Consider the following 20,273-nt stretch of genomic DNA (forward strand, 5'->3'; position numbering starts at 1 on the left):
GGGGCTCCCCGGACCGGCCGCCCCGGCCCGGGGCCGGGCGGATCGCAGCGCGCGGGTGAGACCGTTCCCCGCACGGCCCACAGGTCGGGCGGAACGGGCATACCGGACCCTAGGCTCGGTGCATGCGCCTACTCCGGACGGCACGGTTCGCCGCGGCCTGTGCAGTGACGTGTGCGGCGGCCCTGGGCCTGACCGCCCTCGCGGGCTGCGCGGCCCCGGACGCCGCCCTGCGGCACCCGGCCACCACCCCGGCCGCGGGCGTGTCCGGCGCCTCGTACGCGGTGCCGCTGACCTCCGCCCCCACCGCCGGCCCGAGCGCCGCGCCGCGCCGCACCCGGCCGTTCTCGATGGTCGGCGCGGTCTGGAACGACGCCCGCGCGCCGCTGGACGCCACGGTCCGGATCCGCACCCGCCGCAGCGCCGACGGGCGGTGGGGCCCCTGGACGGTGCTGCAGGCCGAGGACCGGGTGGACCCCGACCCCGGCCGGAAGCAGGCCCGCGGCTACACCAGCCCCCTCTGGGTCGGCCCCTCCGACGGCGTGCAGGTCGCCGTCGGGCGCCCCGTCGGCGGTGTCCTGCCCGCCGGCCTGCACCTGGCCCTGGTCGACCCGGGCGGTCCCGGCGACCCGGCGCGCCAGCCGCCCGTGGCCGGCGGCCCGCCCGGCTGGCTGCTGCTGCCCACGGCGGCCGCCCCTCACCCCCGCCGGACCTTCACCGCCCCCCGGCCCGCGATCGTCACCCGGGCCGGCTGGAGGGCCGACGAGTCGCTGCGGCACCGGACGTCGCTCGTCTACGCGGGCGCGGTGCACATGGTCTTCATCCACCACACCGACAACCCCAACGGGTACTCCTGCTCCCAGGTGCCCGACATGATCCGGGCCATGTACCAGTACCACGTCGCCGAGCTGGCCTGGGACGACATCGGCTACAACTTCCTGGTGGACCGCTGCGGCACGATCTACGAGGGCCGGGCCGGCGGGGTGGACCGGCCGGTGGTCGGCGGCCACACCATGGGGTTCAACATCGGCTCCATGGGCATCGCCGCGATCGGCGACTTCCGCGCGGGGCACCCCGTGCCGAAGCCGATGGCCGACTCCATCGCCCGGCTCGCCGCCTGGAAGCTCTCCCTGGCCGGGGTGGACCCCGCCGGCCGGGCGACGATGGTCTCCCAGGACAGCGCCACCCGCTACGCCAAGGGCACCGCCGTCCGGCTGGCGGCCATCTCCGGCCACCGCGACGCGGTGTGGACCGAGTGCCCCGGCGACTCCCTCTACGCGGCGCTGCCGGGCATCCGGGCCGCCGCCGCCCGGATCGTGGCGGCGGCCCGCGCCCGCGCCCTGGCGCACCCGCACTGAGGCCGGCCCCGGACGCGGGGCGGCCGGGCGTCCCCGCGGCCCGGTGTCCCCTGCCCGGCGTCAGTGCAGCAGCTGCACGGGATGCCGCAGGGCGTCCTCGATGTCGCCGGACGCCTGGGCGAGCATCCTGCGGGCCAGGGCGTTCAGCGCCCTGGCCGCCGCCAGCTCCTTGCCGATCCGCGTCTCCGGGCGGTCGGCGTCGCTGCAGCGGGCGGCGCCGTGCGCCACCACGCCCGGCGCCCGCTCGCCCACCAGCCGGGCCTCGCACTCGGTGCTCCGGCCGTCCTCGTCGAAGAACAGCCGGACGTCCCACTCGTGGCGCATGGCGTCCCCTTCCCTCGGTCTCCCCGGGACCCGCGGTGCTCCTCGCCCCCCGGGGCAGGCCCCGGCCGCCCCCGTCCCAGCGCGCGCCGCGGACGGCGGCCGGGCAAGGCGGGGACCGGGGGCGGTCGGCCCGGGCGGGCGGTCGGGCCGGGCGGGACGGCCGTCCGCGGGGAACGCCGCCGCCGTCAGACGCGGTGCCCCTGGCCCCGCAGCCAGCGGTGCAGCGCCTCCTTCTCGCCGACGGTGACCCGGGGGCCCGGCCGCTCCGGCCCCTCGTCCCCGGTGAAGCCGGTGTCGGTGACCCGGGCGGTGGCCCAGTCCGCCAGCTCCTGCGCGGTCTCGGGCAGGAACCGGCCGCCGTCCTCCCAGGCCCGGCGGGCCACCTCGGCGGCCTGCGGCTCCTCCCCGGCGGCCTCCTCCAGCCAGAGCGGGACCAGCCGGGCGGCGGCGCGGGCGTCGGAGGAGGAGTCGGTCGCGGTGTGTGCGGAGTCGTCCGTGGAGTCCATGGAGGGGAGCGTGACCGGTCCGGGCGGATTCATGCCCTGCGGCCCGGGCGGACGGGCCGGGCGGGCGGCGGGCCGGGGGAGCCGTCGCCGCGGGCCCGGCAGGCGGTGCACGGCGGGCCGGCCCGGCTCCCGGGCGGCGTCGGCGGACCGCCGCCGGACCGCTGCCTGACGGCTGCCGGACCGCCGTCCCGGTACGCCGCGGCCCCCGCCCGCATCGCCGGTACCCTGCACGGGGCCGGGCGGCTGTTCGGGGAGCCGGTCCGCCGACCGGACGAGTGGAGGACACGTGCGCGAGCCGACCGCGAGCGGCAGGCCGGCGGCCCGGCCCGCCCCCGCGTCGCAGCAGACCATGCGCCGGCAGAACCTCGGCCTGGTGCTGCAGCAGGTCGCGGCGGGCGCCGCGGACGGCGCGCCGCCCTCCCGCGCCGAGGTCGCCGCCGCCAGCGGACTCACCCGCGCCGCCGTCTCCTCCCTGGTGGAGGAGCTGATCGGCGCCGGACTGCTCGCCGAACTGCCCCCCGCCCCCAGCGGCCGCGTCGGACGGCCCGGCACCGCTCTCACCCTCGACCCCCGCGGACCGGCCGGGCTCGGCGCCGAGATCGGGGTCGAGCACCTGGCCGCCTGCCTGGTCGACCTGCGCGGCGAGGCCCGGGTGTGGCGGCGGGTCCCCGCCGACAACCGCGGCCGGCCCCCCGGCGCGGTCCTCGCCGACCTCGCCGCCCTGCTGCGCGCCACCGCCGCCGAGGCGCCCGGACTGCGCCCCGCCGGCCTCGGCGTCGCGGTGCCCGGCCTGGTCGGCGCCGAGTCCGGACTGGTCCGCCGGGCCGCCAACCTCGGCTGGTCCGACGTGCCGGCCGTGGCCGGACTGCGCTCGGCGCTGCGCCGGGCGGGGGCCCCGGAGCTGGCGGCGCTGCCGGCCGAGGCGGACAACGAGGCCAACCTGGGCGGCCTCGCCGAGCTGTGGCTGGGCGGGCACGGGGGCGCGGGCGACTTCGTGCACATCTCGGCGGAGTCCGGTGTCGGCGCCGCCCTCATCGTCTCCGGGCGGCTCTTCCGCGGCGCCCGCGGCTTCGCCGGGGAGCTGGGGCACGTGCCGGTGGAGCCGGACGGCCCGCCATGCGCCTGCGGGGCGCGGGGCTGCCTGGAGCAGTACGCCGGGGAGCGGGCGGTCCTGGCGGCGGCCGGCGCCGGCCCCCGGCGCGGGGAGGGGGGCCTGCCCGGGGGAGCGGGTGCGGGGACGGGCGGGCGGGGGGACTGGATCGCCCTGGTCGCCGACCGGGCCGCCGACGGCGACCCCGCGGTGCGCGCCGCCCTGGACCGGGCCGGCACCGCGCTGGGCACCGCCGTCGCCGGGGCGGTCAACCTCATCGACCCGGCCGCGGTGATCCTCGGCGGCGGCTACGCCGAGCTGGGGGAGTGGCTGCTGCCGGCGATGCGCCGCGAGCTCGCGGCACGGGTCACCGTCCGCCCTTGGTCGGACGACTGGCTGGCGGCCTCCTCCCTCGGCCGCCGCGGCCCGCTGCTGGGCGCCGCCGTCGGCGTCGTCCGGGCGATCGTGGAGGACCCGGGGCGGTTCACCGGCTGAGCCGGCCCGTCGCGGCCCGGCCCCGTCCCGCCCGCCCGCCCCCGCCCGCCCGCCCCTGTCCGTCCCGCCCGGCCCCGCCCGCCCGTCGCCCCGGGCCGGCCGCCCCCGTGGTGCGGTCCGGCGGCCCCGGCGGTGGATACTTGGGCCGACGGAACCGCCCAGGAAAACCGGAGGACAGGGCAGCGTGGACGTGCGGGACGCGGCACCGGAGGACGCCTACCGCTCGGTCGAGCAGGAGCTCGCCCTGCTGTTCCGGCGCGCCAGGGCCCGGGCGACGGAGATGGCCCGGGAGGTGCACCCGGAGCTGGAGGGCAGCGCCTACCCGCTGCTCGCCTACATCGGGGGCTCGGGCCGCGTCCGGCTCACCGACATCGGCCTGCACTTCGGCGTCGGCAAGGGCACCGTGAGCCGGCAGATCAAGACGCTGGAGTCGCTGGGGCTGGTCAGCCGGGAGTCCGACCCGCTGGACGGCAGGGTCTACCTGGTCTCGCTCACCGAGGAGGGCGACCGCCGCTACACCCGCGCCCGGGAGGCGCGGATGGGGTCCATCCGCACCCTGCTCGGCGCCTGGGAGCCCGCGGACGTCTCCGCCTTCGCCGGGCTGCTGCACCGCTTCAACGAGCTGATGGAGAGCGGCTGAGGAGGCCGGTCCGGCGGGACGGCCGGTACGCCCGGCCCGGCACGACGGCGCACGACGACGGCGGAGGGCCGGTGGGATTCCCACCGGCCCTCCGCCGTCGTCGTACCGCGGCCGTGCCGTGTCAGCGCACGGCGATCAGGTAGATCCCGTAGCCGACCGCCGCCGCGCAGGCGGCGAAGCAGACCGCCGCCGCCGCGGTCAGGACGCCGCCCCCGGCCCCCTGGCCCGGGCCGCCGGCCGCGGCCGCCTCGCGGGCCGCGTCACGGCGGGCGAGGGCGAGACTGCCCAGGGCGAAGACCGCGACCACCGCGACCGTGATGCCGAAGCTGACGCCGGCCGTGCCGGCGAGCGCACCCCACTTGATCTCCATGGGGACTCCTCCTTCTGTCCTGCGGACCGGTGTCAGGCGGCGATGCCGGCGGGCGGCTGCGTCGCGGCGGCGGCGGGCAGGGGCTCGGGCTCCTCGTCGACGACGTTGCCGGAGTGGACCGGGCGGCGGCGGGAGGCGAACCAGACGGCGGCGGAACCCGCCACCAGCAGCACGCCCACCACGGCGACGCCGGCGTTGCCGAGCCCGGCGATCCAGGCGGCCGCGCCGCCGACGGCGCCGGCCGCGGGGAGGGTCATGAGCCACGCGTAGACCATGCGGCGGGCGACGCTCCAGCGGACCTGGCCGCCGGGGGCGCCGAGGCCGGCGCCCATCACGCCGCCGGTGCAGACGTGCGTGGTGGAGAGGCCGAAGCCCATGTGGGAGGAGGCCAGGATCACCGAGGTGGCGGCGCTCTCCGAGGAGAAGCCCTGCCGGGGCTCGATGTCGGTGAGGCCCTTGCCCATGGTGCGGATGATCCGCCAGCCGCCCATGTAGGTGCCCAGGGCGATGGCCAGGCCGGCGCTGAGGATGACCCACAGCGGCGGGCTGGCACCGGCGCCCAGGGAGCCGGCGGAGATCAGGGTGAGGGTGATCACGCCCATGGTCTTCTGCGCGTCGTTGGTGCCGTGCGCGAGCGAGATCAGCGACGAGGAGGCGATCTGGCCCAGGCGGAAGCTCCGGCCGGCGGACTGCTCGGAGGAGCCGCGGGTGATCAGGTAGGCGAGCCTCGTCGCCCCCCAGGAGGCCAGGCCCGCGACGAAGGGGGCCGCCACCGCGGGGATGAGGATCTTGGTGACGACCGTGTCGAAGTGCACGCCGTGGGTCCCCACGCCGACCAGGGTGGCGCCGATGAGGCCGCCGTACAGGGCGTGCGAGGAACTGGAGGGCAGGCCGAGGAGCCAGGTCGCCAGGTTCCAGAGGATCGCGCCGGTCAGCGCCGCGAAGATGACCTCGGGGTGGACCCCGGCGCTCTCGTCGATGATCCCGCCGGAGATCGTCTTGGCGACCTCCACCGAGAGGAAGGCGCCGGCGAGGTTGAGGACGGCCGAGATGGCGACCGCGACCCTGGGTCGCAGGGCGCCGGTGGCAATCGAGGTCGACATGGCGTTGGCCGTGTCGTGGAAGCCGTTGGTGAAGTCGAAGGCGAGAGCCGTGATGATCACGACGGCCACCAGGAACGTGATGTGTTCCATACCCAAACAATCGTCTTAGTCGTTGTCGTCCGGCGGTGACCGTACGGACACATGGTGAACGGCAGGTTAACGGGCAACGACTTCGGGGTGGTGTGTTGCGCGCCGCACTTTGACATGCTCAGGATGGAATGGCATCGTCCCCGGTGGCGTGGGCCGCTTACATGATCTGCACACCATGTGCGCCGTTTTGATCTTGTTGCGGCAGGCTGTTGTGCGATTCACTCATTCGGGTGTCTGTGTCGGTATCAGGTGGTAGTGGGCCCCGGTGCCGGATGGGATGGCTGATGCCGCAGGACACCCGAGTTCACCGAACAGGATTGCGAGATCTCGTGCGGACGAGACGAGTGGGGCCGCGGCGTCCCGACGCCTGGCCGACCGCCGCCGACGGGTCCCGGAGCACGCCCGGTGGCACGTCCGGTGGCATGTCCGGGGAGCTGCCCGGCCACGGTGAAGAGGAGCGGGCGCCCCGGCAGCGCCCGGCCCGCCCGGCGGCCTGGACCGCGACCGGCGTACCGGCCGCCCTCCTCGCCACGGGGTGCGGGGCGGTGCCCGCGGGCGGCTCCACAGTGGTCGTCGGCACCGCCACCGCCGCCGCGGCGGTCGCCGCCGCCTGGGGCCTGGTCGCCGCCGTCCGCCGCACGATGGTCCGGCCCCTGGTCCGCGACCGCGCCCGGCTCTCCGCCGAGCGCGACCGGCTGACGGTCCAGCGCGACGCCCTCCTCGCCGAGCGCGAGCAGCTGGTGCAGGACCGCGAGGTCCGCCTGGCCCAGCTCCAGTCCCACACCGCGCAGTTGCAGAGCCTCACCGCCGAGCGGGGGGCGCTCGCCGCCGAGCGCGACGAGCTCGAGGCCGAGCGGGACGAGCTCCAGGGCAGCGTCGACGCCACCTTCGTCAACCTGGCGATGCGGACCCTCCGGCTGGTCGAGCGGCAGCTCGTCCTCATCGAGACCCTGGAAGGGCGCGAGGCCGACCCGGACCAGCTGGACAACCTCTACCGGCTGGACCACCTCGCCACCCGGATGCGGCGCAACAGCGAGAACATGCTGCTGCTCGCGGGCCTGGAGAACAGCCGCCGCGCCGGCCGCAACGTCCCCCTGCTGGACGTCCTGCGCGCGGCCGTCTCCGAGATCGAGCGCTACGAGCGGGTCCGCATCCGGTTCCTGCCGCCGGTGCGGCTCGTCGGCGGCACCGCCGACGACACCAGCCACCTGGTCGCCGAGCTGCTGGAGAACGCCACCGCCTTCTCCCCGCCGCAGGACCTGGTCGAGGTCGGCGGCTGGCTGCTCGACAACGGCGAGCTGATGATCTCCGTGACCGACCACGGCATCGGCATCCCCGCCGACCGGATGCGGGAGCTCAACGAGCAGCTGGAGAACCCGGACGCCGGCCAGGCCGAGCAGCTCTCCGGCAGGGCGCCGTGGCGCGAGCAGACCGCCTCCGCCCGCAGCATGGGCCTCTTCGTCGTCTCCCGGCTGGCGCGCCGGCACGGCGTGCGGGTCCAGCTGCGGGAGACCGCGGCGGGCGGCGGCGTCACCGCCATCGTGGTGGTGCCCCGCGAGGCGGTGGTGGACGCCGACCTCACGGCGGCGGACGTCGACGAGCAGCGCGAGGCGGAGCGCACCGCGCAGGCCGACGTCGCCGGGTCGGACCCGGCGGAGGCGCAGCCGGCCGCCCCGGCCCCCGCGGCCGGCCGGACCGCCGCCCCGCAGCCCGCCGCCCCGCAGCCGGATGCCCCGCAGCCGGATGCCCCGCGGTCCGGCGCCGGGCAGGGCGGGCCGCCGCCGCTGCCGCGCCGCACCCCGGTCCTGCCGGCCGCCCGCGCCTCGGCCGAGGACGACCAGCACGGCCGGACCGGCGAGGGCGCGGCCGCCCCGGAGGCGGAGAGCCGCCCGCGCGGCGGGACCGCCGCCGCGTCGTCCGCCCCGGTTCCGCCGGAGGCCGCGGCCGGACCCCGGGCCGCGACGGAGCCGCAGCCGGAGTCAAAGCCGGAGCCGGAGTCAAAGCCGGAGCAGGCGCCGGATGCGCAGGCGGAGCCCGGGCCCGAGCCGCGGTCCGCGCCGCCGTCGGAGTCCCGGACCGGCTCCCCCCGGCCTCCCGCCCCCGGCGGGGGCGGCGCCGGCCCGGAGGGCGCCCCGGAGACCGGCGGCACGGACGGCGCCGGCGCGCCGGTCACCAGGCTCGGCCTGCCCCGCAGGGTCCCGCGGGGCGGCGGCCTGCCGGGCACGGGCGAGGGCCCGGGGTCCGGACTGCGCCGGGAGGCGGGGCAGCCCGCCGCCTCCGGCGAACGCACCGGGTCGACCTCGGCGGCGGAGCTGCGGCGGCGCCTCGGGGGCTTCCAGAGCGGGCTCCGCCAGGCGGCCCGCGAGGCCGCCGCCCCGGCGGAGGGCCGGCCCGCGGGGGAGGCGCAGGCGGGGGGCGGATCCCGGGGGGTCGGCGGTTCCTCTGGTGAGGAGGCAGGCAGATGACGGTAGGCGGCGCGGCCGGAGCGCCCGCGGTGGCACCTGGCGGCCCCGGCGGAAACGGGGTCAGCCAGGGGGCCCACAAGGTGAGGTGGCTCCTCTCCGACTTCGCGTCGGGGGTGCGCGGCCTCACGGACGTGGTGGTCGTCTCCTCGGACGGGCTGCTGCTCGCGGCGTCCGACGGGGCGCGCCGGGCGGAGGACCTGGCGGCGGTGGTCTCCGGGCTGGTCAGCCTGGGCGCCGGTGCCTCCCGGGTGCTCGGCAACGGAGCGGTGAAGCAGACCATCGTGACCATGGAGGGCGGCCACCTGTTCCTCATGGCGATCAGCGACGGCTCGTGCCTCGGTGTGCACGCCTCGCTCGACTGCGACCTCGGCGTGGTCGCGTACCAGATGGCCCTGCTCGTGGAGCGGGCCGGGCACGCGCTCACCCCGGAGGTCCGCGGCGAACTGCACCGGGCGATGGCCGCCCGGTGACCTCGGCGAAAGGTGGGTCCGTGCCCGGCAGCGACCACAGCACGGGAGGGGTGCGGCGCTCCGGCGCGGGGCGTGCGTCCCGCGTCCGCCCGTACGCGATCACCGGCGGACGGACCCGGTTCGGGCACGTGCTGCTGGTGGAGACGCTGGTCTCCGCACTGAACCGGCCCGCGCCCGCGGGCGGCGGCCTGCCGGAGATGGACGCGATCTGCGAGCTGTGCCGCGGCCACATGCGCTCCGTGGCGGAGATCGCCGCGCTGCTGCGCATCCCGCTGGGCGTGGTCCGCGTCCTGCTCGGCGACCTGGCCGACCAGGGGCGGATCCGGGTGCACGGCACGCCCGGCGAGGACGGCGACGGGGACGGGACCCCCGGTTCGACGGCGAACCGGGAGCTGCTGGAGAGGGTGCTGGGTGGACTTCGCAAGCTCTGAGGCCGTGGTGGCGGATCCGGCGGGAGGCCCCTCGGCCGCCCCGGCGCCTGCCCCCGGCCCGACGCCGGGCGTCCCGCTCGGTCCCACCGGCAGCGCCACCTCGACCAAGATCGTGGTGGCGGGCGGCTTCGGCGTCGGCAAGACCACCTTCGTGGCCTCGGTCTCCGAGATCGTCCCGCTGACCACCGAGGCGGTGATGACGCAGGCGAGCGAGGGCGTCGACGACGCCTCCGGCACGCCGGACAAGACCACCACCACGGTCGCCATGGACTTCGGGCGGATCAGCCTGGAGCACGACCTCGTCCTGTACCTCTTCGGCACCCCGGGCCAGCAGCGGTTCTGGTTCATGTGGGACGACCTGGTGCGCGGCGCGATCGGCGCCGTCGTGCTGGCGGACACCCGGAGGCTGGCGGACAGCTTCCCGGCGATCGACTACTTCGAGGGCTGCGGGCTGCCCTTCGTGGTGGCGGTCAACCAGTTCGACGGCGCCCCGCGCTACTCGCCCGACGACGTCCGGGACTCCCTGGCCGTGCCGCCGGAGATCCCCGTGCTGCTCTGCGACGCCCGGGAGCGCGGCGCGGTGGCGGACGTGCTGACCTCACTGGTCGTACACGCACTGGCGGTGCAAGGATGAGCAACCGTGCCTGAACCGGAAGAAGTTGAAACAGCGTCAGCGCGGGTCCCCGAACGAGCCGAGGAGCACACCACCGCATGCGCAAGATCCTGATCGTCGGCGCCGGGCAGTCCGGCCTGCAGCTCGCCCTGGGGCTGCAGGCGCACGGCTACGACGTCACCGTCATGACCAACCGCACCGCCGACGAGATACGCGACGGCCGGGTGATGTCCACCCAGTGCATGTTCGACACCGCCCTGCAGCACGAGCGCGATCTCGGCCTGAACCTCTGGGAGGACCGGGCCCCCCGCATCGAGGGCCTCGGCGTCTCCGTGGCGGGCCCCGACGGCGCCCGCGTCGTCGACTGGGTGGGCCGCCTCGACGGGTACGCGCAGTCCGTCGACCAGCGCGTGAAGATGGCCGGCTGGCTGGAGGCCTTCGCCGCCCGCGGCGGCAAGGTCGTGGTGCACGGCGTCACCGTCTCCGACCTCGACTACTTCTCCCGCACCTTCGACCTGGTGCTGGTCGCCGCCGGCAAGGGCGAGCTGGTGTCGATGTTCGGCCGCGACGCCTCCCGCTCCCCGTACGACGCGCCGCAGCGCGCCCTGGCCGTCTCCTACGTCCACGGCCTCGGCCCGCGCCCCGAGCACGGCTTCGAGGCCGTGCGGTGCAACCTGGTCCCCGGCGTCGGCGAGCTGTTCGTGATGCCGTGCCTGACCGTCTCCGGCCGCTGCGACATCCTCTTCTGGGAGGGCGTCCCCGGCGGGCCGCTCGACGTCTTCGACGGTGTCAAGGACCCGGGCGAGCACCTGCGGCTCACCCTGGAGCTCATGCGGGCCTTCACGCCCTGGGAGTACGAGCGCGCGGCCGGCGGCGTGGAGCTGACCGACGCCGGCGCCACCCTCGCCGGCCGGTACGCCCCCGTGGTGCGCCGCCCCGTCGCCGAACTGCCCGGCGGCGGACTGGTGCTGGGCGTCGCCGACGTGGTCGTGGCCAACGACCCCATCACCGGCCAGGGCTCCAACAACGCCGCCAAGTGCGCCGCCGCGTACCTGGACGCGATCGTCGGCCACGGCGGCAAGCCCTTCGACCGCGACTTCATGCAGGCCGCCTTCGACCGCTACTGGGACGGCGCGCAGCACGTGACGAAGTGGACCAACGCCATGCTGGCGCCGCCGCCGGAGCACGTGCTGAACCTGATCGGCGCCGCCGGGCAGCTCCAGCCCGTCGCCGACCGCTTCGCCAACGGCTTCGACGACCCGGCCGACTTCGAGCACTGGTTCTTCGAGCCGGAGAAGGCCTCCGCCTACCTCGCCTCGGTCGCCCCGCAGGCCTGACGGCGCCTCACCCCCGGTCCGGGTACAACCCCGGGCCGGGGGTGTGCGTCCTCCCTTCCGGCGGCGGGACGCCGACGGGGGTTCACACGGCCCCCGGGGGACGCCCCCTGCCGCAGGCGGGGTGCCCCGTGGCAGGATCGTCCGCGACCGGCGGGGATCCGTACGGGAGCGGCGGTCGACCGATCGTGTCCGGGAGGGACCAGTTCCATGGCGGTGGCTCAGCAGACGGCCGACGGCGGCACGACGGGGTCCGTGCGGCCCTGGGTGAGGGCGGCGCTCCGGTGCGGCGCGGTGCTCGCCGCCGCGGCCCTGGCGGTACCGGCCGCGGCCTCCGCCGCCTGGGCCGCCCCCGGCCCGTCCGGACCGGCCCCCGCCGACCCGCTCGCCCAGGCGCGGGCGACGCTCGGCCCCCTCCTCGACCAGCTCCACGAGCTGTACCGGACGGCCGAGGAGGCGACCGAGAAGTACAACGACGCCTCCGAGCAGCTCGAGAGGCACCGGGCCGAGGTCGCCGACCTCGACCGGCGGATCGGGGAGAAGCAGGCCCAGCTCGACGCCGGCACCGACATCGCCGCCGAGCTCGCCCGCGCCCAGTACCGCAACGGCTCCCTCTCCGCCTACGCCGAGATGCTGCTCGCCGACAGCCCCTACGAGGCCCTGGACCGCGGCCACGCCCTCCAGCAGGCCGGCGACGCCCAGACCGCGCTCCTCGACGCCCTCCGGGCCGACCAGGCCGCCCTCGCGGCCCTGCGCGCCCGGGCCGACGCCTCGCTGCGCCTCGTCCAGCAGCTCGCGGACCGGCAGCGGCACGCCCGCGACGACGTGCGCCGCCGCCTCGACGAGGTCGAACGGACCGTCACCTCCCTCACGGGCGCCCAGCGGGCCGACCTGGAGCGGCTGGAGAAGCGCGAGGCCGACGAGGCGCAGCTGTCCCTCCTCGCCTCCGGCACGCTCGGCAAGAGCCGCCGGTCCCCCTCCGAGGACGGGCGCAGGGCGGTCCGGTACGCCTTCGAGCAGCTCGGCAAGCCCTACGTGTGGGGCGGCGCCGGGCCGGACGTCTTCGACTGCTCCGGCCTCACCTCGCAGGCGTGGCTCCACGCCGGCCTGCCCATCCCGCGCACCAGCCAGCAGCAGTGGGCGCAGCTGCGGCACGTCCCGCTGGACCAGCTGCGCCCGGGCGACCTGGTCGTCTACTTCCCCGGGGCCACCCACGTCGCGATGTACATAGGCGCCGGCCTGATCATCCAGGCCCCGCGGCCGGGGGCGTTCGTCAAGGTCTCCCCGATGGCCGCCATGCCGATCCTCGGCGCCGTACGGCCGGACCCCTCCGCCGCGGACGACGGCGACGGCTGGAAGGTCCCGCACGTCCCGGGCGGCACCGACACGACCACCCCGATCCTGGGGTCGGACATCCACGACGGCGGCAAGCCGAAGCCGCACCGGCCCGCCCCGGCGCCGTCCGAGCCGCGGCCGCCCGTCCTCCCCCCGGTCCCGCACCAGCCGTCCTCGCCGTCCTCGCCGTCCTTGCCGCCGCCGAAGCCCAGCGTGCCGTCGTCCCCCAGGCCCACCGGGACGTCATCCCCCAAGCCCACCGCGACGCCGTCCGGCGGCACCGGCTCCGGCTCGCCCTCGCCCTCCGCCACGGCGGCCCCGGGCTCCCCCTCGGCGCCCGGCTCCCCGGCCCCGGCCTCTTCCGGCCCCGCCTCCTCCGGCCCCGCCTCCTCGGACCCGGCGGCCGCCTCGCCCGGGCCGTCCGGCTCCTCGCTGTCGGCCGTCCTCGGCCTCGACCTCGGCCCGCTGTCCGGCTGACGTCCCGCCGGGCCGCCCGGGAGGACCCGGGCGGCCCGGCGGCGGGGCGCGGCCCCGCCGTCCCCCGCCCCGTCAGGCGCCGCTGTCCGGCTCGAAGCGGACGACGACCGACTTGGACGTGGGCGTGTTGCTGATGTCCGCGGTGGAGTCCAGCGGGACCAGCACGTTCGCCTCCGGGAAGTACGCCGCCGCGCAGCCGCGCGCCGTCGGGTAGTGCACCACCCGGAAGTGCGGTGCGCGCCGTTCCACCCCGTCCGCCCACTCGCCGACCAGGTCCGTGTACGCGCCGTCGGCCAGGCCCAGCTCCCGGGCGTCCCCCGGGTTGACCAGCACCACCCGGCGGCCGCCCTCGATGCCGCGGTAGCGGTCGTCCAGGCCGTAGACGGTGGTGTTGTACTGGTCGTGGGAGCGCAGCGTCTGCAGCAGCAGCCTGCCCGGCGGCACCTCGGGCGCGGTGAGCGGGTTGACCGTGAAGTTCGCCCGCCCCGTCGCGGTGGGGAAGGTGCGGCTGTCGCGCGGGGCGTGCGGCAGGGCGAACCCGCCGGGGGCGCGCACCCGTGCGTTGAAGTCGTCGAACCCGGGCACCACCCGGGATATCCGGTCGCGGACCAGGTCGTAGGAGACGGCGAACTCCTCCCACGGCACCTCGTCCTGCGGGCCCAGGACGCGCCGGGCCAGCCGGCACACGAGGGCCGGCTCGGAGAGCAGCTCCGGGGACGGCGGGCGCAGCGCGCCGCGCGACGCGTGCACCATGCCCATGGAGTCCTCGACGGTGACGAACTGCCGCCCCGCCGCGGTGGCGTCCAGGTCGGTGCGGCCCAGCACGGGCAGGATCAGCGCCCGCGCCCCGGTGACGGCGTGCGAGCGGTTGAGCTTGGTGGAGACGTGCACCGTCAGCCGGCAGCGGCGGACCGCCGCCTCGGTGGCGAGGGTGTCCGGCGCGGCCCCGACGAAGTTGCCGCCCATCGCGAACAGGACCCGCACCCGGCCGTCCCGCATCGCCCGGACGGCGTCCACCGTGTCGAGGCCGTGGTGCCGCGGCGGCTCGAAGCCGAACTCCCGGCCCAGCGCGTCCAGGAAGGCCGGGGCGGGCTTCTCCACGATGCCCATCGTGCGGTCGCCCTGGACGTTGCTGTGCCCGCGCACCGGGCACACCCCGGCGCCGGGGCGCCCCACGTTGCCGCGCAGCAGCAGGAAGTCCACCACCTCGCGGATGGTGGGCACCGCGTGCTTGTGCTGGGTGAGGCCCATCGCCCAGCAGACGACGATCCGGCGGGACCCCAGCACCATCGCCGCCAGCTCCCGGATCTGCTCCTCGGGCAGGCCCGTGGCGGCCAGCACCGCGTCCCAGGAGGTGGTGCGGGCGTCGGCGGCCCACTCCTCGAAGCCGTGGCAGTGCTCCCGGATGAAGGCGTGGTCCAGGACGGTGCCCGGCGCCGCGTCCTCCGCCTCCAGCAGCAGCAGGTTCAGCGCCCGGAAGAGCGCCAGGTCGCCGCCGAGGCGGATCTGCAGGAACAGGTCGGTCAGCCGGGTGCCGCCGCCGGCCAGGCCGCGCGCCGTCTGCGGGTTCCGGAACCGCTCCAGCCCGGCCTCCGGCAGCGGGTTGACGCTGACGATGCGGGCCCCGGCCCGCTTGGCCCGCTCCAGGGCGGAGAGCATCCGCGGATGGTTGGTGCCCGGGTTCTGCCCCGCGACGACGACCAGGTCCGCCTGGTGGAGGTCCTTCAGGCGGACGCTGCCCTTGCCCACGCCCAGCGTCTCCACCAGGGCCGAGCCGGACGACTCGTGGCACAGGTTGGAGCAGTCGGGCAGGTTGTTCGTGCCGAACCGTCGGACGAACAGCTGGTACAGGAAGGCGGTCTCGTTGGCGGTCCGGCCCGAGGTGTAGAAGGCCGCGCCGTCGGGGGAGTCCAGGGCGGCGAGCTCCTCCGCCACCACGTCGAAGGCCCGCTCCCAGCTCACCGGGGCGTACCGGTCCGCGCCCTCCTCCAGCAGCATCGGCTCCGTGAGGCGCCCCTGCTGGCCCAGCCAGTAGCCCGAGCGGCCGGCGAGGTCCGCCACCGGGTGCGCGGCGAAGAACTCCCGCCCGATCCGGCGCTCGGTCGCCTCCTCGGCCACCGCCTTCGCGCCGTTCTCGCAGAACTCCGCCAGGTGCGGCCGGTCCGGCTCGGGCCAGGCGCAGCCGGGGCAGTCGAAGCCGCCGTGCTGGTTGACCCGGCGCAGGAGGGAGAGCGTCCGCCCCGCGCCCATCTGGGCACCCGCGGCCCGCAGGGTGTGGACGACCGCCGGGACCCCCGCCGCCGCGTGCTGGGGCGCACCCACCCGCGGCGCGTCCTGCGCCGGATCACTCCCGGGAGCCCGCCTGGCCATCCTCGCCACCTCCGCTCGACCGCCGGTGCGGTCCGCGGCGCCGCACCCGGCCGGGCCATCCTTCCACCCCCGGCCGCCCGCACCGCCGCACGGGTGCACGCCCCGGCGGCCGCCGGACGGGGGCCGGGGGCGCGGGCGGGACACGGGCGGCCGGACGGGGGCCGGGGACACGGGCCGGACACGGGAGCGGGGCCGCGGGACCTGGTCCCGCGGCCCCGCCGCTCCTGCGTCCGGTCAGCGCTTGAAGGCGTCCTTCACGTGCTCCCCGGCCTGCTTCAGGTCGCTCTTGCCCTGCTCGGCGCGGCCCTCGGCCTCCAGGCCCGGATCGTCCGTCGCGCGACCGGTCTGCTCCTTGGCCTTGCCCTTGACCTTCTCGGCGGCGTTCTCGGCCTTGTCGGCGATACCCATGGGGGACTCCTCCGGATGTCGGGCGGTCGATCCCGTTTCGCCGGGATCCCTGCACGGCTCCGCCTGCCCGGTGACCGCACCGCCATGCGCCCGGCTCCGGACGGATTCCGCCGACCGGGAGCAGCTCCGGTCCGCGTCCGGCGGCGGACGGGTGCGCCCGCCGCGGCCGGACGCGGCCGCGGGCGGCCGTCAGACCGCGGCCGCCGCCGGGTCCGGCGACCCGTCCGGCAGCGCGCTGCGGGCCGCGCCCCGGAGGGGCAGGCCGCCTGCCCCCAGCACCCCCGCCAGCCGGTCGGCCGGGCCGCCCGCGGACTCCCGCTCCAGCACCGCCGCCAGCGTCCGCGCCGCCTCGGCGTCGTGCAGCGCGGTCACCGCGAGCATCGCCGCGAACTGGTCGACCAGCCAGTCCCGCAGCTCCCCCTGCGGGATCAGCCGGCCCTCGTCGAGCCAGGTGAGCGCGGACGCCTCCACCACCGAGATCCACGACCGCACCAGCAGGGCGAGCCGCGGCCCCGGGCCGTCCACCTCCAGGTTCCCCATGACGTGCCGGAAGGCCGCCCGCCGCACGTCGTCGACGATCGCCGAGGTCCGCTCGGTCTCCACGACCGAACCGCCCCGCAGCAACGCCCCGTAGCCGGCGGCGTGCCCCGCCACGAACCCGAAGTAGCGGTCCAGCCCCTGCGCCAGCCGCTCCGTCGGCGTGCCGTCGACGGGCTCCACGAACCGCCGGACGAGCTCCTGCGCCGCGCTGCGCAGCGCCGCCTCGTACAGCTGCTGCTTGCCGCCCGCGAAGTACCGGTAGACCAGCGGCCGGGAGGCGGCGGCGGCCTCCGCCACCTCGTCCAGCGAGACCTCCTCCGGAGGGCGGGTGCTGAACAGCTCCAGGGCGACCGCGATGAGCTGCTCGCGCCGCTGCTCCACCGGGAGCCGGCGGGGCCGCCCGGCGCCCTGCCCGGTGTCGTGCCCGGCCGCCCCGGCGTGCCCGGGGCCGGCTGCTGGTCCGGCGTCGGCGTGCATGGCGGCCAGCCTAACGGCCTGCCGCCCCCGGGCCGGGCAACTCGGGGGACCCGGGCGGGACCGCCCGGCGGCGGTCCCGCCCGGGGTCAGGCGAGCAGTCCCGAGCGCCGCCAGGCGCGCACCCCGGGGCCGGCCAGGACGCCGATCTCGTCCAGGAAGGAGGTGAGCCGCTGGGCGGCCCACTGCATCGTGGCCCGCCGGTGCGCGCTCTCCCGCACCTGCCGCAGCGCCTCCTTCGGGTCGAGCCCGACCTCGGCGTAGACCCGGGGGCTGATCAGCGACCGGGCGACGACCACGGCCGCCTCGCCGGAGGCGAGCCTGGTCCAGTGCCGCTCCCAGGCGGGGCAGTCGGCCATCTGGCGGCGCAGCTCCTCGCGGGCGTAGCGGACGTGCCGCGCCTCCTCCACCACGTGGATCCGGGTCACCCCGCGGACCAGCGGCTGCACCGACTCGTCGGGGAAGGTCACCCGCTGCATCTGGTCCAGGATCTCCTCGACCAGCAGCGTCGCGGTGAACGCGCCGGGGGTGGTGGACACCGTCTTCATGACCCGCCCCAGGAAGTGGGCGAGGCCGGAGGGCCGGTAGACGGGCGTGCCGAGCTTCCGGATCATCCGGGCGAACATCATGGAGTGCCGGCACTCGTCGGCCATCTCGGTCAGCGCGTAGCGCACGTGCCGGCTGGTGGGGTCGAGGTCGTAGATGTGCCGGGTGAGCAGCTGCATCAGGATGACCTCGAACCAGATGCCGGCGCCGGCCATGCTGGCGGCCTCGTGGCGGGAGAGGTCGATGCGCTGCCGCTCGTCCATCCGCTCCCACAGCGGCGTCCCGTGGAGGGAGACCAGGTGCTGGGGCAGGAACCACTTCCCCTCCTCCAGCGGGGCGTCCCAGTCGAGGTCGGAGTCCGGGTCGAAGGAGTGGCGCCCGGACGCGGCCAGCAGCCGCTCCGCCACCTGCTCGCGGTCCGTCAGCGTCCCCAGCGCGTCGCGCATCGCGGTCGCGGCCTCCACCGCCCGGTCCGCGTCCGGGCTCTCCAGGGCCCTCATGCCCATGGTCCGATCCCCTCACCTGTGCCACCGCCGCCGGTGCGGCGGCTCTCCCGCCTTATGAGACTCCCTGTCAGTAGAGGAGTCAAGACCCCGGGAACCGGCCCGCCCCCGGATCCGGCCGTACCGGCGCGGCGCCGCACCCCGTACGCTGCCGCGCGTGACCACCGCTGCCCACCGACCCGTCCGCTGGGGCATCCTCGCCACCGGCGGCATCGCCGACGCCTTCGCCCAGGACCTGCGGCTCCTCGGCGACGAGGCCGAACTCGTCGCCGTCGGCTCCCGCACCGCAGAGTCCGCCCGCCGCTTCGCCGACCGCCACGGGATCCCCCGTGCCCACGGCACCTGGCAGGACCTCGCCGACGACCCCGACGTCGACGTCGTCTACGTCGCCACCCCGCACTCCGCCCACCACGCCGCCGCCTCCCTCTGCCTGGAGGCGGGCCGGGCCGTCCTCTGCGAGAAGCCCTTCACCCTCAACCTCGCCCAGGCCCAGGACCTGGTGACGCTCGCCCGGCGACGCGAGCTCTTCCTCATGGAGGCCATGTGGATGTACGTGAACCCCACCGTGCGCCGCATCCGCGACCTCGTCGCCGACGGGGCGGTCGGCGAGGTGCGCTCGGTCCACGCCGACTTCGGCATCGCCGTCCCCTACGCGGCGGCCCACCGGCTGCACGACCCCGCCCAGGGCGGCGGGGCCCTCCTCGACCTCGGCGTCTACCCGGTGGCCTTCGCCCAGCTCCTCCTGGGCGCCCCCGACGACGTCTCCGCCCGGGCCCACCTGAACCCGCAGGGCGTCGACGAGAACACCGGCATCCTGCTCGGCTACGACAGCGGGGCGGTGGCGAACCTCTCCTGCTCGCTGACCACCGCCACCTCCCAGTACGCGGCCGTCAACGGCACCCGGGGCCGGATCGTCGTCGCCCGGGACTTCTTCCACCCGGACGGCTTCGTGCTCCACCGGGACGGCCACGACCCGGAGGAGGTCCGGCTGCCGGCCGACCCGGGCAACGGCTACACCCACGAGGCCCGCGAGGTCGTGCGGTGCCTGCGGGCGGGCGCCACCGAGTCGGAGCTGGTCCCGCTCGACGGCACGCTGTCGCTGATGGCCACCCTGGACAACGTCCGCGACCGGATCGGGGTCCACTACCCCGACGAGTGACCCCGACGAGTGACCCCGGCGGGCGGTCCCGGCGGGCGGCTCGCCCGGACGGCCCGTGCGGACGGCCCGTGCGGACGGCCCGTGCGGACGACCCGGACGGGTGACCCCGGGTCGCCGCCCGGCCCGTCACCCGGACGGGCGGTCCCGGCGCCGGGACCGCCGCTGCCGCCGCGGCCCGCCGCCCCGCCGCGGCCTCAGCGCACCGGTGCCAGCGGCTCGTCCAGGGCCGCCGCCCGCAGCGCCGCCGCCACCGCGGGCGGCAGCGGACCGGCCCCCGCCAGCCCCGCCGCCGTCGCCGCCGTCACCGCGTGCCAGTCGCCGGCGCGGCGCAGCATCGCGTGGTCGCTCCCGGCCACCACCAGCCGGCAGGCACGGGCGCCGGCCCGGCGGGCGCGCTCGGCGAACGCCCGCGAACCCGCCGGGTCGGTGATCCGGTCGCGGTCCGAGTGCAGCAGCACCACGTCCCGTCCGGCGAGCTGCTCCGCCGGCTCGCCCGGCGGGCACCAGGGGGCCAGCCCGACCACGGCCGCCACCCGGGGGTGGCCCCCGGCCCGCAGCGCGGCCCGGCCGCCCATCGAGTGCCCCACCAGGACCACCGGGACCGGGCCCAGCAGCTCCTCCAGCTCCTCCAGCGCGTCCAGGGTGTCCCGCAGCGGGTCGGCCCGGTCGCCGTTCCACCCCCGGTACCGGTACCGGACCTCGCCGACCGCGATCCCGGCACCCGCCACCGCCCGGCGGATGCCGCGCACGAACGGCCGCATCCGCAGCGCGGCCGCGTTCCAGGGCTCGACCGGGTCGAGCGAGGAGTCCCGGCCCCCGTGCAGCACCAGGACCGCGCCGCGCGCCTCCTCCGGCCGCAGCCTCGTCCGCAGCGGCCGGTGCGCCGCCGTCGTCCCCGCCATCCGTCTCTCCCGCCTCGCGCCCGTCGCAGCCCCGAGCGGCACCGGCCCCGCGCGCCGCCGGCACGGCACCGCCGCGACCGGCGGGCGCCCTGCCGTCGGCGCCGGGCCTCCTCCGCTCCCTGCTCCCCTCCCGCTTCTTCGTCGCCGCAGCGCCCGCGGACTGGTCCGGGCCGGTCCCCGCCGCCGGTGCCGGGCGCCGGTGCCGGTCCCGGCGGTCCGCGCGGACCGGCCGCCCCGCGGCGGCAAAAGGCAGCACAGGCGTTCCCCGCTGCG

General features: G+C 77.1%; 19 protein-coding genes. 10 read left to right on the forward strand and 9 right to left on the reverse strand.

The window, feature by feature from the left end; translation table 11 throughout:
• Nucleotides 1-122 precede the first annotated feature (122 nt).
• Nucleotides 123-1,355 (forward strand): peptidoglycan recognition protein, encoded by a 1,233-nt coding sequence (locus ACFY07_RS07455; protein ID WP_390867799.1) that lies wholly within the window; start codon nucleotides 123-125, stop codon nucleotides 1,353-1,355.
• Nucleotides 1,356-1,415: 60 nt separating this feature from the next.
• Here ACFY07_RS07455 and ACFY07_RS07460 read toward each other — a convergent pair whose 3' ends face one another.
• Nucleotides 1,416-1,679, reverse strand: coding sequence for a dsRBD fold-containing protein (locus tag ACFY07_RS07460; protein ID WP_390867800.1), 264 nt, complete (start codon nucleotides 1,677-1,679; stop codon nucleotides 1,416-1,418).
• A 185-nt stretch (nucleotides 1,680-1,864) separates the two neighbouring features.
• Nucleotides 1,865-2,185, reverse strand: a complete 321-nt coding sequence (locus ACFY07_RS07465) for a hypothetical protein (protein WP_390867801.1) — start codon at nucleotides 2,183-2,185, stop codon at nucleotides 1,865-1,867.
• 286 nt (nucleotides 2,186-2,471) lie between these two features.
• Between ACFY07_RS07465 and ACFY07_RS07470 the strand changes: the two genes are divergently transcribed.
• Both ACFY07_RS07470 and ACFY07_RS07475 read left to right on the forward strand, forming a co-directional pair.
• Entirely contained in the window at nucleotides 2,472-3,770 is a 1,299-nt protein-coding gene (locus tag ACFY07_RS07470) for an ROK family protein (protein ID WP_390867802.1), read from the forward strand.
• A 184-nt stretch (nucleotides 3,771-3,954) separates the two neighbouring features.
• The gene (locus ACFY07_RS07475) at nucleotides 3,955-4,410 is read left to right on the forward strand and encodes a MarR family winged helix-turn-helix transcriptional regulator (protein WP_390867803.1); all 456 of its coding nucleotides are present in this window, start codon (nucleotides 3,955-3,957) and stop codon (nucleotides 4,408-4,410) included.
• Nucleotides 4,411-4,531: 121 nt separating this feature from the next.
• Here ACFY07_RS07475 and ACFY07_RS07480 read toward each other — a convergent pair whose 3' ends face one another.
• Both ACFY07_RS07480 and ACFY07_RS07485 read right to left on the reverse strand, forming a co-directional pair.
• Entirely contained in the window at nucleotides 4,532-4,780 is a 249-nt protein-coding gene (locus ACFY07_RS07480; protein WP_390867804.1) for a hypothetical protein, read from the reverse strand.
• A gap of 32 nt (nucleotides 4,781-4,812) precedes the next feature.
• The gene (locus ACFY07_RS07485) at nucleotides 4,813-5,973 is read right to left on the reverse strand and encodes an anion permease (protein WP_390867805.1); all 1,161 of its coding nucleotides are present in this window, start codon (nucleotides 5,971-5,973) and stop codon (nucleotides 4,813-4,815) included.
• A gap of 422 nt (nucleotides 5,974-6,395) precedes the next feature.
• Here ACFY07_RS07485 and ACFY07_RS07490 point away from each other — a divergent pair, with 422 nt between their 5' ends.
• From ACFY07_RS07490 to ACFY07_RS07515, 6 genes are all read left to right on the forward strand, one after another.
• Nucleotides 6,396-8,438, forward strand: a complete 2,043-nt coding sequence (locus ACFY07_RS07490) for an ATP-binding protein (RefSeq protein ID WP_390867806.1) — start codon at nucleotides 6,396-6,398, stop codon at nucleotides 8,436-8,438.
• Nucleotides 8,435-8,908 carry a roadblock/LC7 domain-containing protein gene (locus ACFY07_RS07495; protein ID WP_390867808.1) on the forward strand — a complete coding sequence of 158 codons (474 nt, stop codon included), beginning with the start codon at nucleotides 8,435-8,437 and terminating at the stop codon, nucleotides 8,906-8,908. Before ACFY07_RS07490 ends, ACFY07_RS07495 begins: the two co-directional genes overlap by 4 nt.
• A 20-nt stretch (nucleotides 8,909-8,928) precedes the next feature.
• Nucleotides 8,929-9,339 (forward strand): DUF742 domain-containing protein, encoded by a 411-nt coding sequence (locus ACFY07_RS07500; protein WP_230650567.1) that lies wholly within the window; start codon nucleotides 8,929-8,931, stop codon nucleotides 9,337-9,339.
• Nucleotides 9,320-9,973 (forward strand): ATP/GTP-binding protein, encoded by a 654-nt coding sequence (locus tag ACFY07_RS07505; protein ID WP_390867809.1) that lies wholly within the window; start codon nucleotides 9,320-9,322, stop codon nucleotides 9,971-9,973. The genes ACFY07_RS07500 and ACFY07_RS07505 overlap by 20 nt, the downstream gene beginning before the upstream one ends.
• A gap of 77 nt (nucleotides 9,974-10,050) precedes the next feature.
• Entirely contained in the window at nucleotides 10,051-11,289 is a 1,239-nt protein-coding gene (locus tag ACFY07_RS07510) for a styrene monooxygenase/indole monooxygenase family protein (protein WP_390867810.1), read from the forward strand.
• A gap of 207 nt (nucleotides 11,290-11,496) precedes the next feature.
• Nucleotides 11,497-13,098 (forward strand): NlpC/P60 family protein, encoded by a 1,602-nt coding sequence (locus tag ACFY07_RS07515; RefSeq protein WP_390867811.1) that lies wholly within the window; start codon nucleotides 11,497-11,499, stop codon nucleotides 13,096-13,098.
• Between the two features lie 72 nt (nucleotides 13,099-13,170).
• Here the strand turns inward: ACFY07_RS07515 and ACFY07_RS07520 are convergent, their stop codons facing one another.
• The 4 genes from ACFY07_RS07520 to ACFY07_RS07535 all read right to left on the reverse strand — a co-directional run bounded on the left by ACFY07_RS07520 (nucleotide 13,171) and on the right by ACFY07_RS07535 (nucleotide 17,936).
• Complete coding sequence (locus ACFY07_RS07520) at nucleotides 13,171-15,468, reverse strand: FdhF/YdeP family oxidoreductase (protein ID WP_230650578.1); 2,298 nt, start codon at nucleotides 15,466-15,468, stop codon at nucleotides 13,171-13,173.
• Nucleotides 15,469-15,702: 234 nt separating this feature from the next.
• Entirely contained in the window at nucleotides 15,703-15,876 is a 174-nt protein-coding gene (locus ACFY07_RS07525) for a CsbD family protein (protein ID WP_230651021.1), read from the reverse strand.
• A 189-nt stretch (nucleotides 15,877-16,065) separates the two neighbouring features.
• Nucleotides 16,066-16,893, reverse strand: a complete 828-nt coding sequence (locus ACFY07_RS07530) for a TetR/AcrR family transcriptional regulator (protein ID WP_390867812.1) — start codon at nucleotides 16,891-16,893, stop codon at nucleotides 16,066-16,068.
• An 86-nt stretch (nucleotides 16,894-16,979) separates the two neighbouring features.
• Nucleotides 16,980-17,936, reverse strand: a complete 957-nt coding sequence (locus tag ACFY07_RS07535) for a diiron oxygenase (protein ID WP_230651024.1) — start codon at nucleotides 17,934-17,936, stop codon at nucleotides 16,980-16,982.
• Between the two features lie 160 nt (nucleotides 17,937-18,096).
• Here ACFY07_RS07535 and ACFY07_RS07540 point away from each other — a divergent pair, with 160 nt between their 5' ends.
• Nucleotides 18,097-19,098, forward strand: a complete 1,002-nt coding sequence (locus tag ACFY07_RS07540) for a Gfo/Idh/MocA family protein (protein WP_390867813.1) — start codon at nucleotides 18,097-18,099, stop codon at nucleotides 19,096-19,098.
• Between the two features lie 194 nt (nucleotides 19,099-19,292).
• Here the strand turns inward: ACFY07_RS07540 and ACFY07_RS07545 are convergent, their stop codons facing one another.
• A complete protein-coding gene (locus ACFY07_RS07545; RefSeq protein ID WP_390867814.1) occupies nucleotides 19,293-20,000 on the reverse strand; it encodes an alpha/beta hydrolase in 708 nt (235 codons plus the stop codon).
• Nucleotides 20,001-20,273 lie beyond the last annotated feature (273 nt).

It is taken from the genome of Streptomyces sp. NPDC001380 (assembly GCF_042895785.1).
Classification (GTDB): Bacteria; Actinomycetota; Actinomycetes; order Streptomycetales; family Streptomycetaceae; genus Peterkaempfera.

Excerpts from the sequence above, each read along its gene's own strand:
- ACFY07_RS07455 (WP_390867799.1), top strand. The coding sequence starts at position 123 with ATGCGCCTACTCCGGACGGCACGGTTCGCCGCGGCCTGTGCAGTGACG.
- ACFY07_RS07460 (WP_390867800.1), bottom strand. The coding sequence starts at position 1,679 with ATGCGCCACGAGTGGGACGTCCGGCTGTTCTTCGACGAGGACGGCCGG.
- ACFY07_RS07465 (WP_390867801.1), bottom strand. The coding sequence starts at position 2,185 with ATGGACTCCACGGACGACTCCGCACACACCGCGACCGACTCCTCCTCC.
- ACFY07_RS07480 (WP_390867804.1), bottom strand. The coding sequence starts at position 4,780 with ATGGAGATCAAGTGGGGTGCGCTCGCCGGCACGGCCGGCGTCAGCTTC.
- ACFY07_RS07485 (WP_390867805.1), bottom strand. The coding sequence starts at position 5,973 with ATGGAACACATCACGTTCCTGGTGGCCGTCGTGATCATCACGGCTCTC.
- ACFY07_RS07490 (WP_390867806.1), top strand. The coding sequence starts at position 6,396 with ATGTCCGGGGAGCTGCCCGGCCACGGTGAAGAGGAGCGGGCGCCCCGG.
- ACFY07_RS07495 (WP_390867808.1), top strand. The coding sequence starts at position 8,435 with ATGACGGTAGGCGGCGCGGCCGGAGCGCCCGCGGTGGCACCTGGCGGC.
- ACFY07_RS07510 (WP_390867810.1), top strand. The coding sequence starts at position 10,051 with ATGCGCAAGATCCTGATCGTCGGCGCCGGGCAGTCCGGCCTGCAGCTC.
- ACFY07_RS07515 (WP_390867811.1), top strand. The coding sequence starts at position 11,497 with ATGGCGGTGGCTCAGCAGACGGCCGACGGCGGCACGACGGGGTCCGTG.
- ACFY07_RS07520 (WP_230650578.1), bottom strand. The coding sequence starts at position 15,468 with ATGGCCAGGCGGGCTCCCGGGAGTGATCCGGCGCAGGACGCGCCGCGG.
- ACFY07_RS07525 (WP_230651021.1), bottom strand. The coding sequence starts at position 15,876 with ATGGGTATCGCCGACAAGGCCGAGAACGCCGCCGAGAAGGTCAAGGGC.
- ACFY07_RS07530 (WP_390867812.1), bottom strand. The coding sequence starts at position 16,893 with ATGCACGCCGACGCCGGACCAGCAGCCGGCCCCGGGCACGCCGGGGCG.
- ACFY07_RS07535 (WP_230651024.1), bottom strand. The coding sequence starts at position 17,936 with ATGAGGGCCCTGGAGAGCCCGGACGCGGACCGGGCGGTGGAGGCCGCG.
- ACFY07_RS07545 (WP_390867814.1), bottom strand. The coding sequence starts at position 20,000 with ATGGCGGGGACGACGGCGGCGCACCGGCCGCTGCGGACGAGGCTGCGG.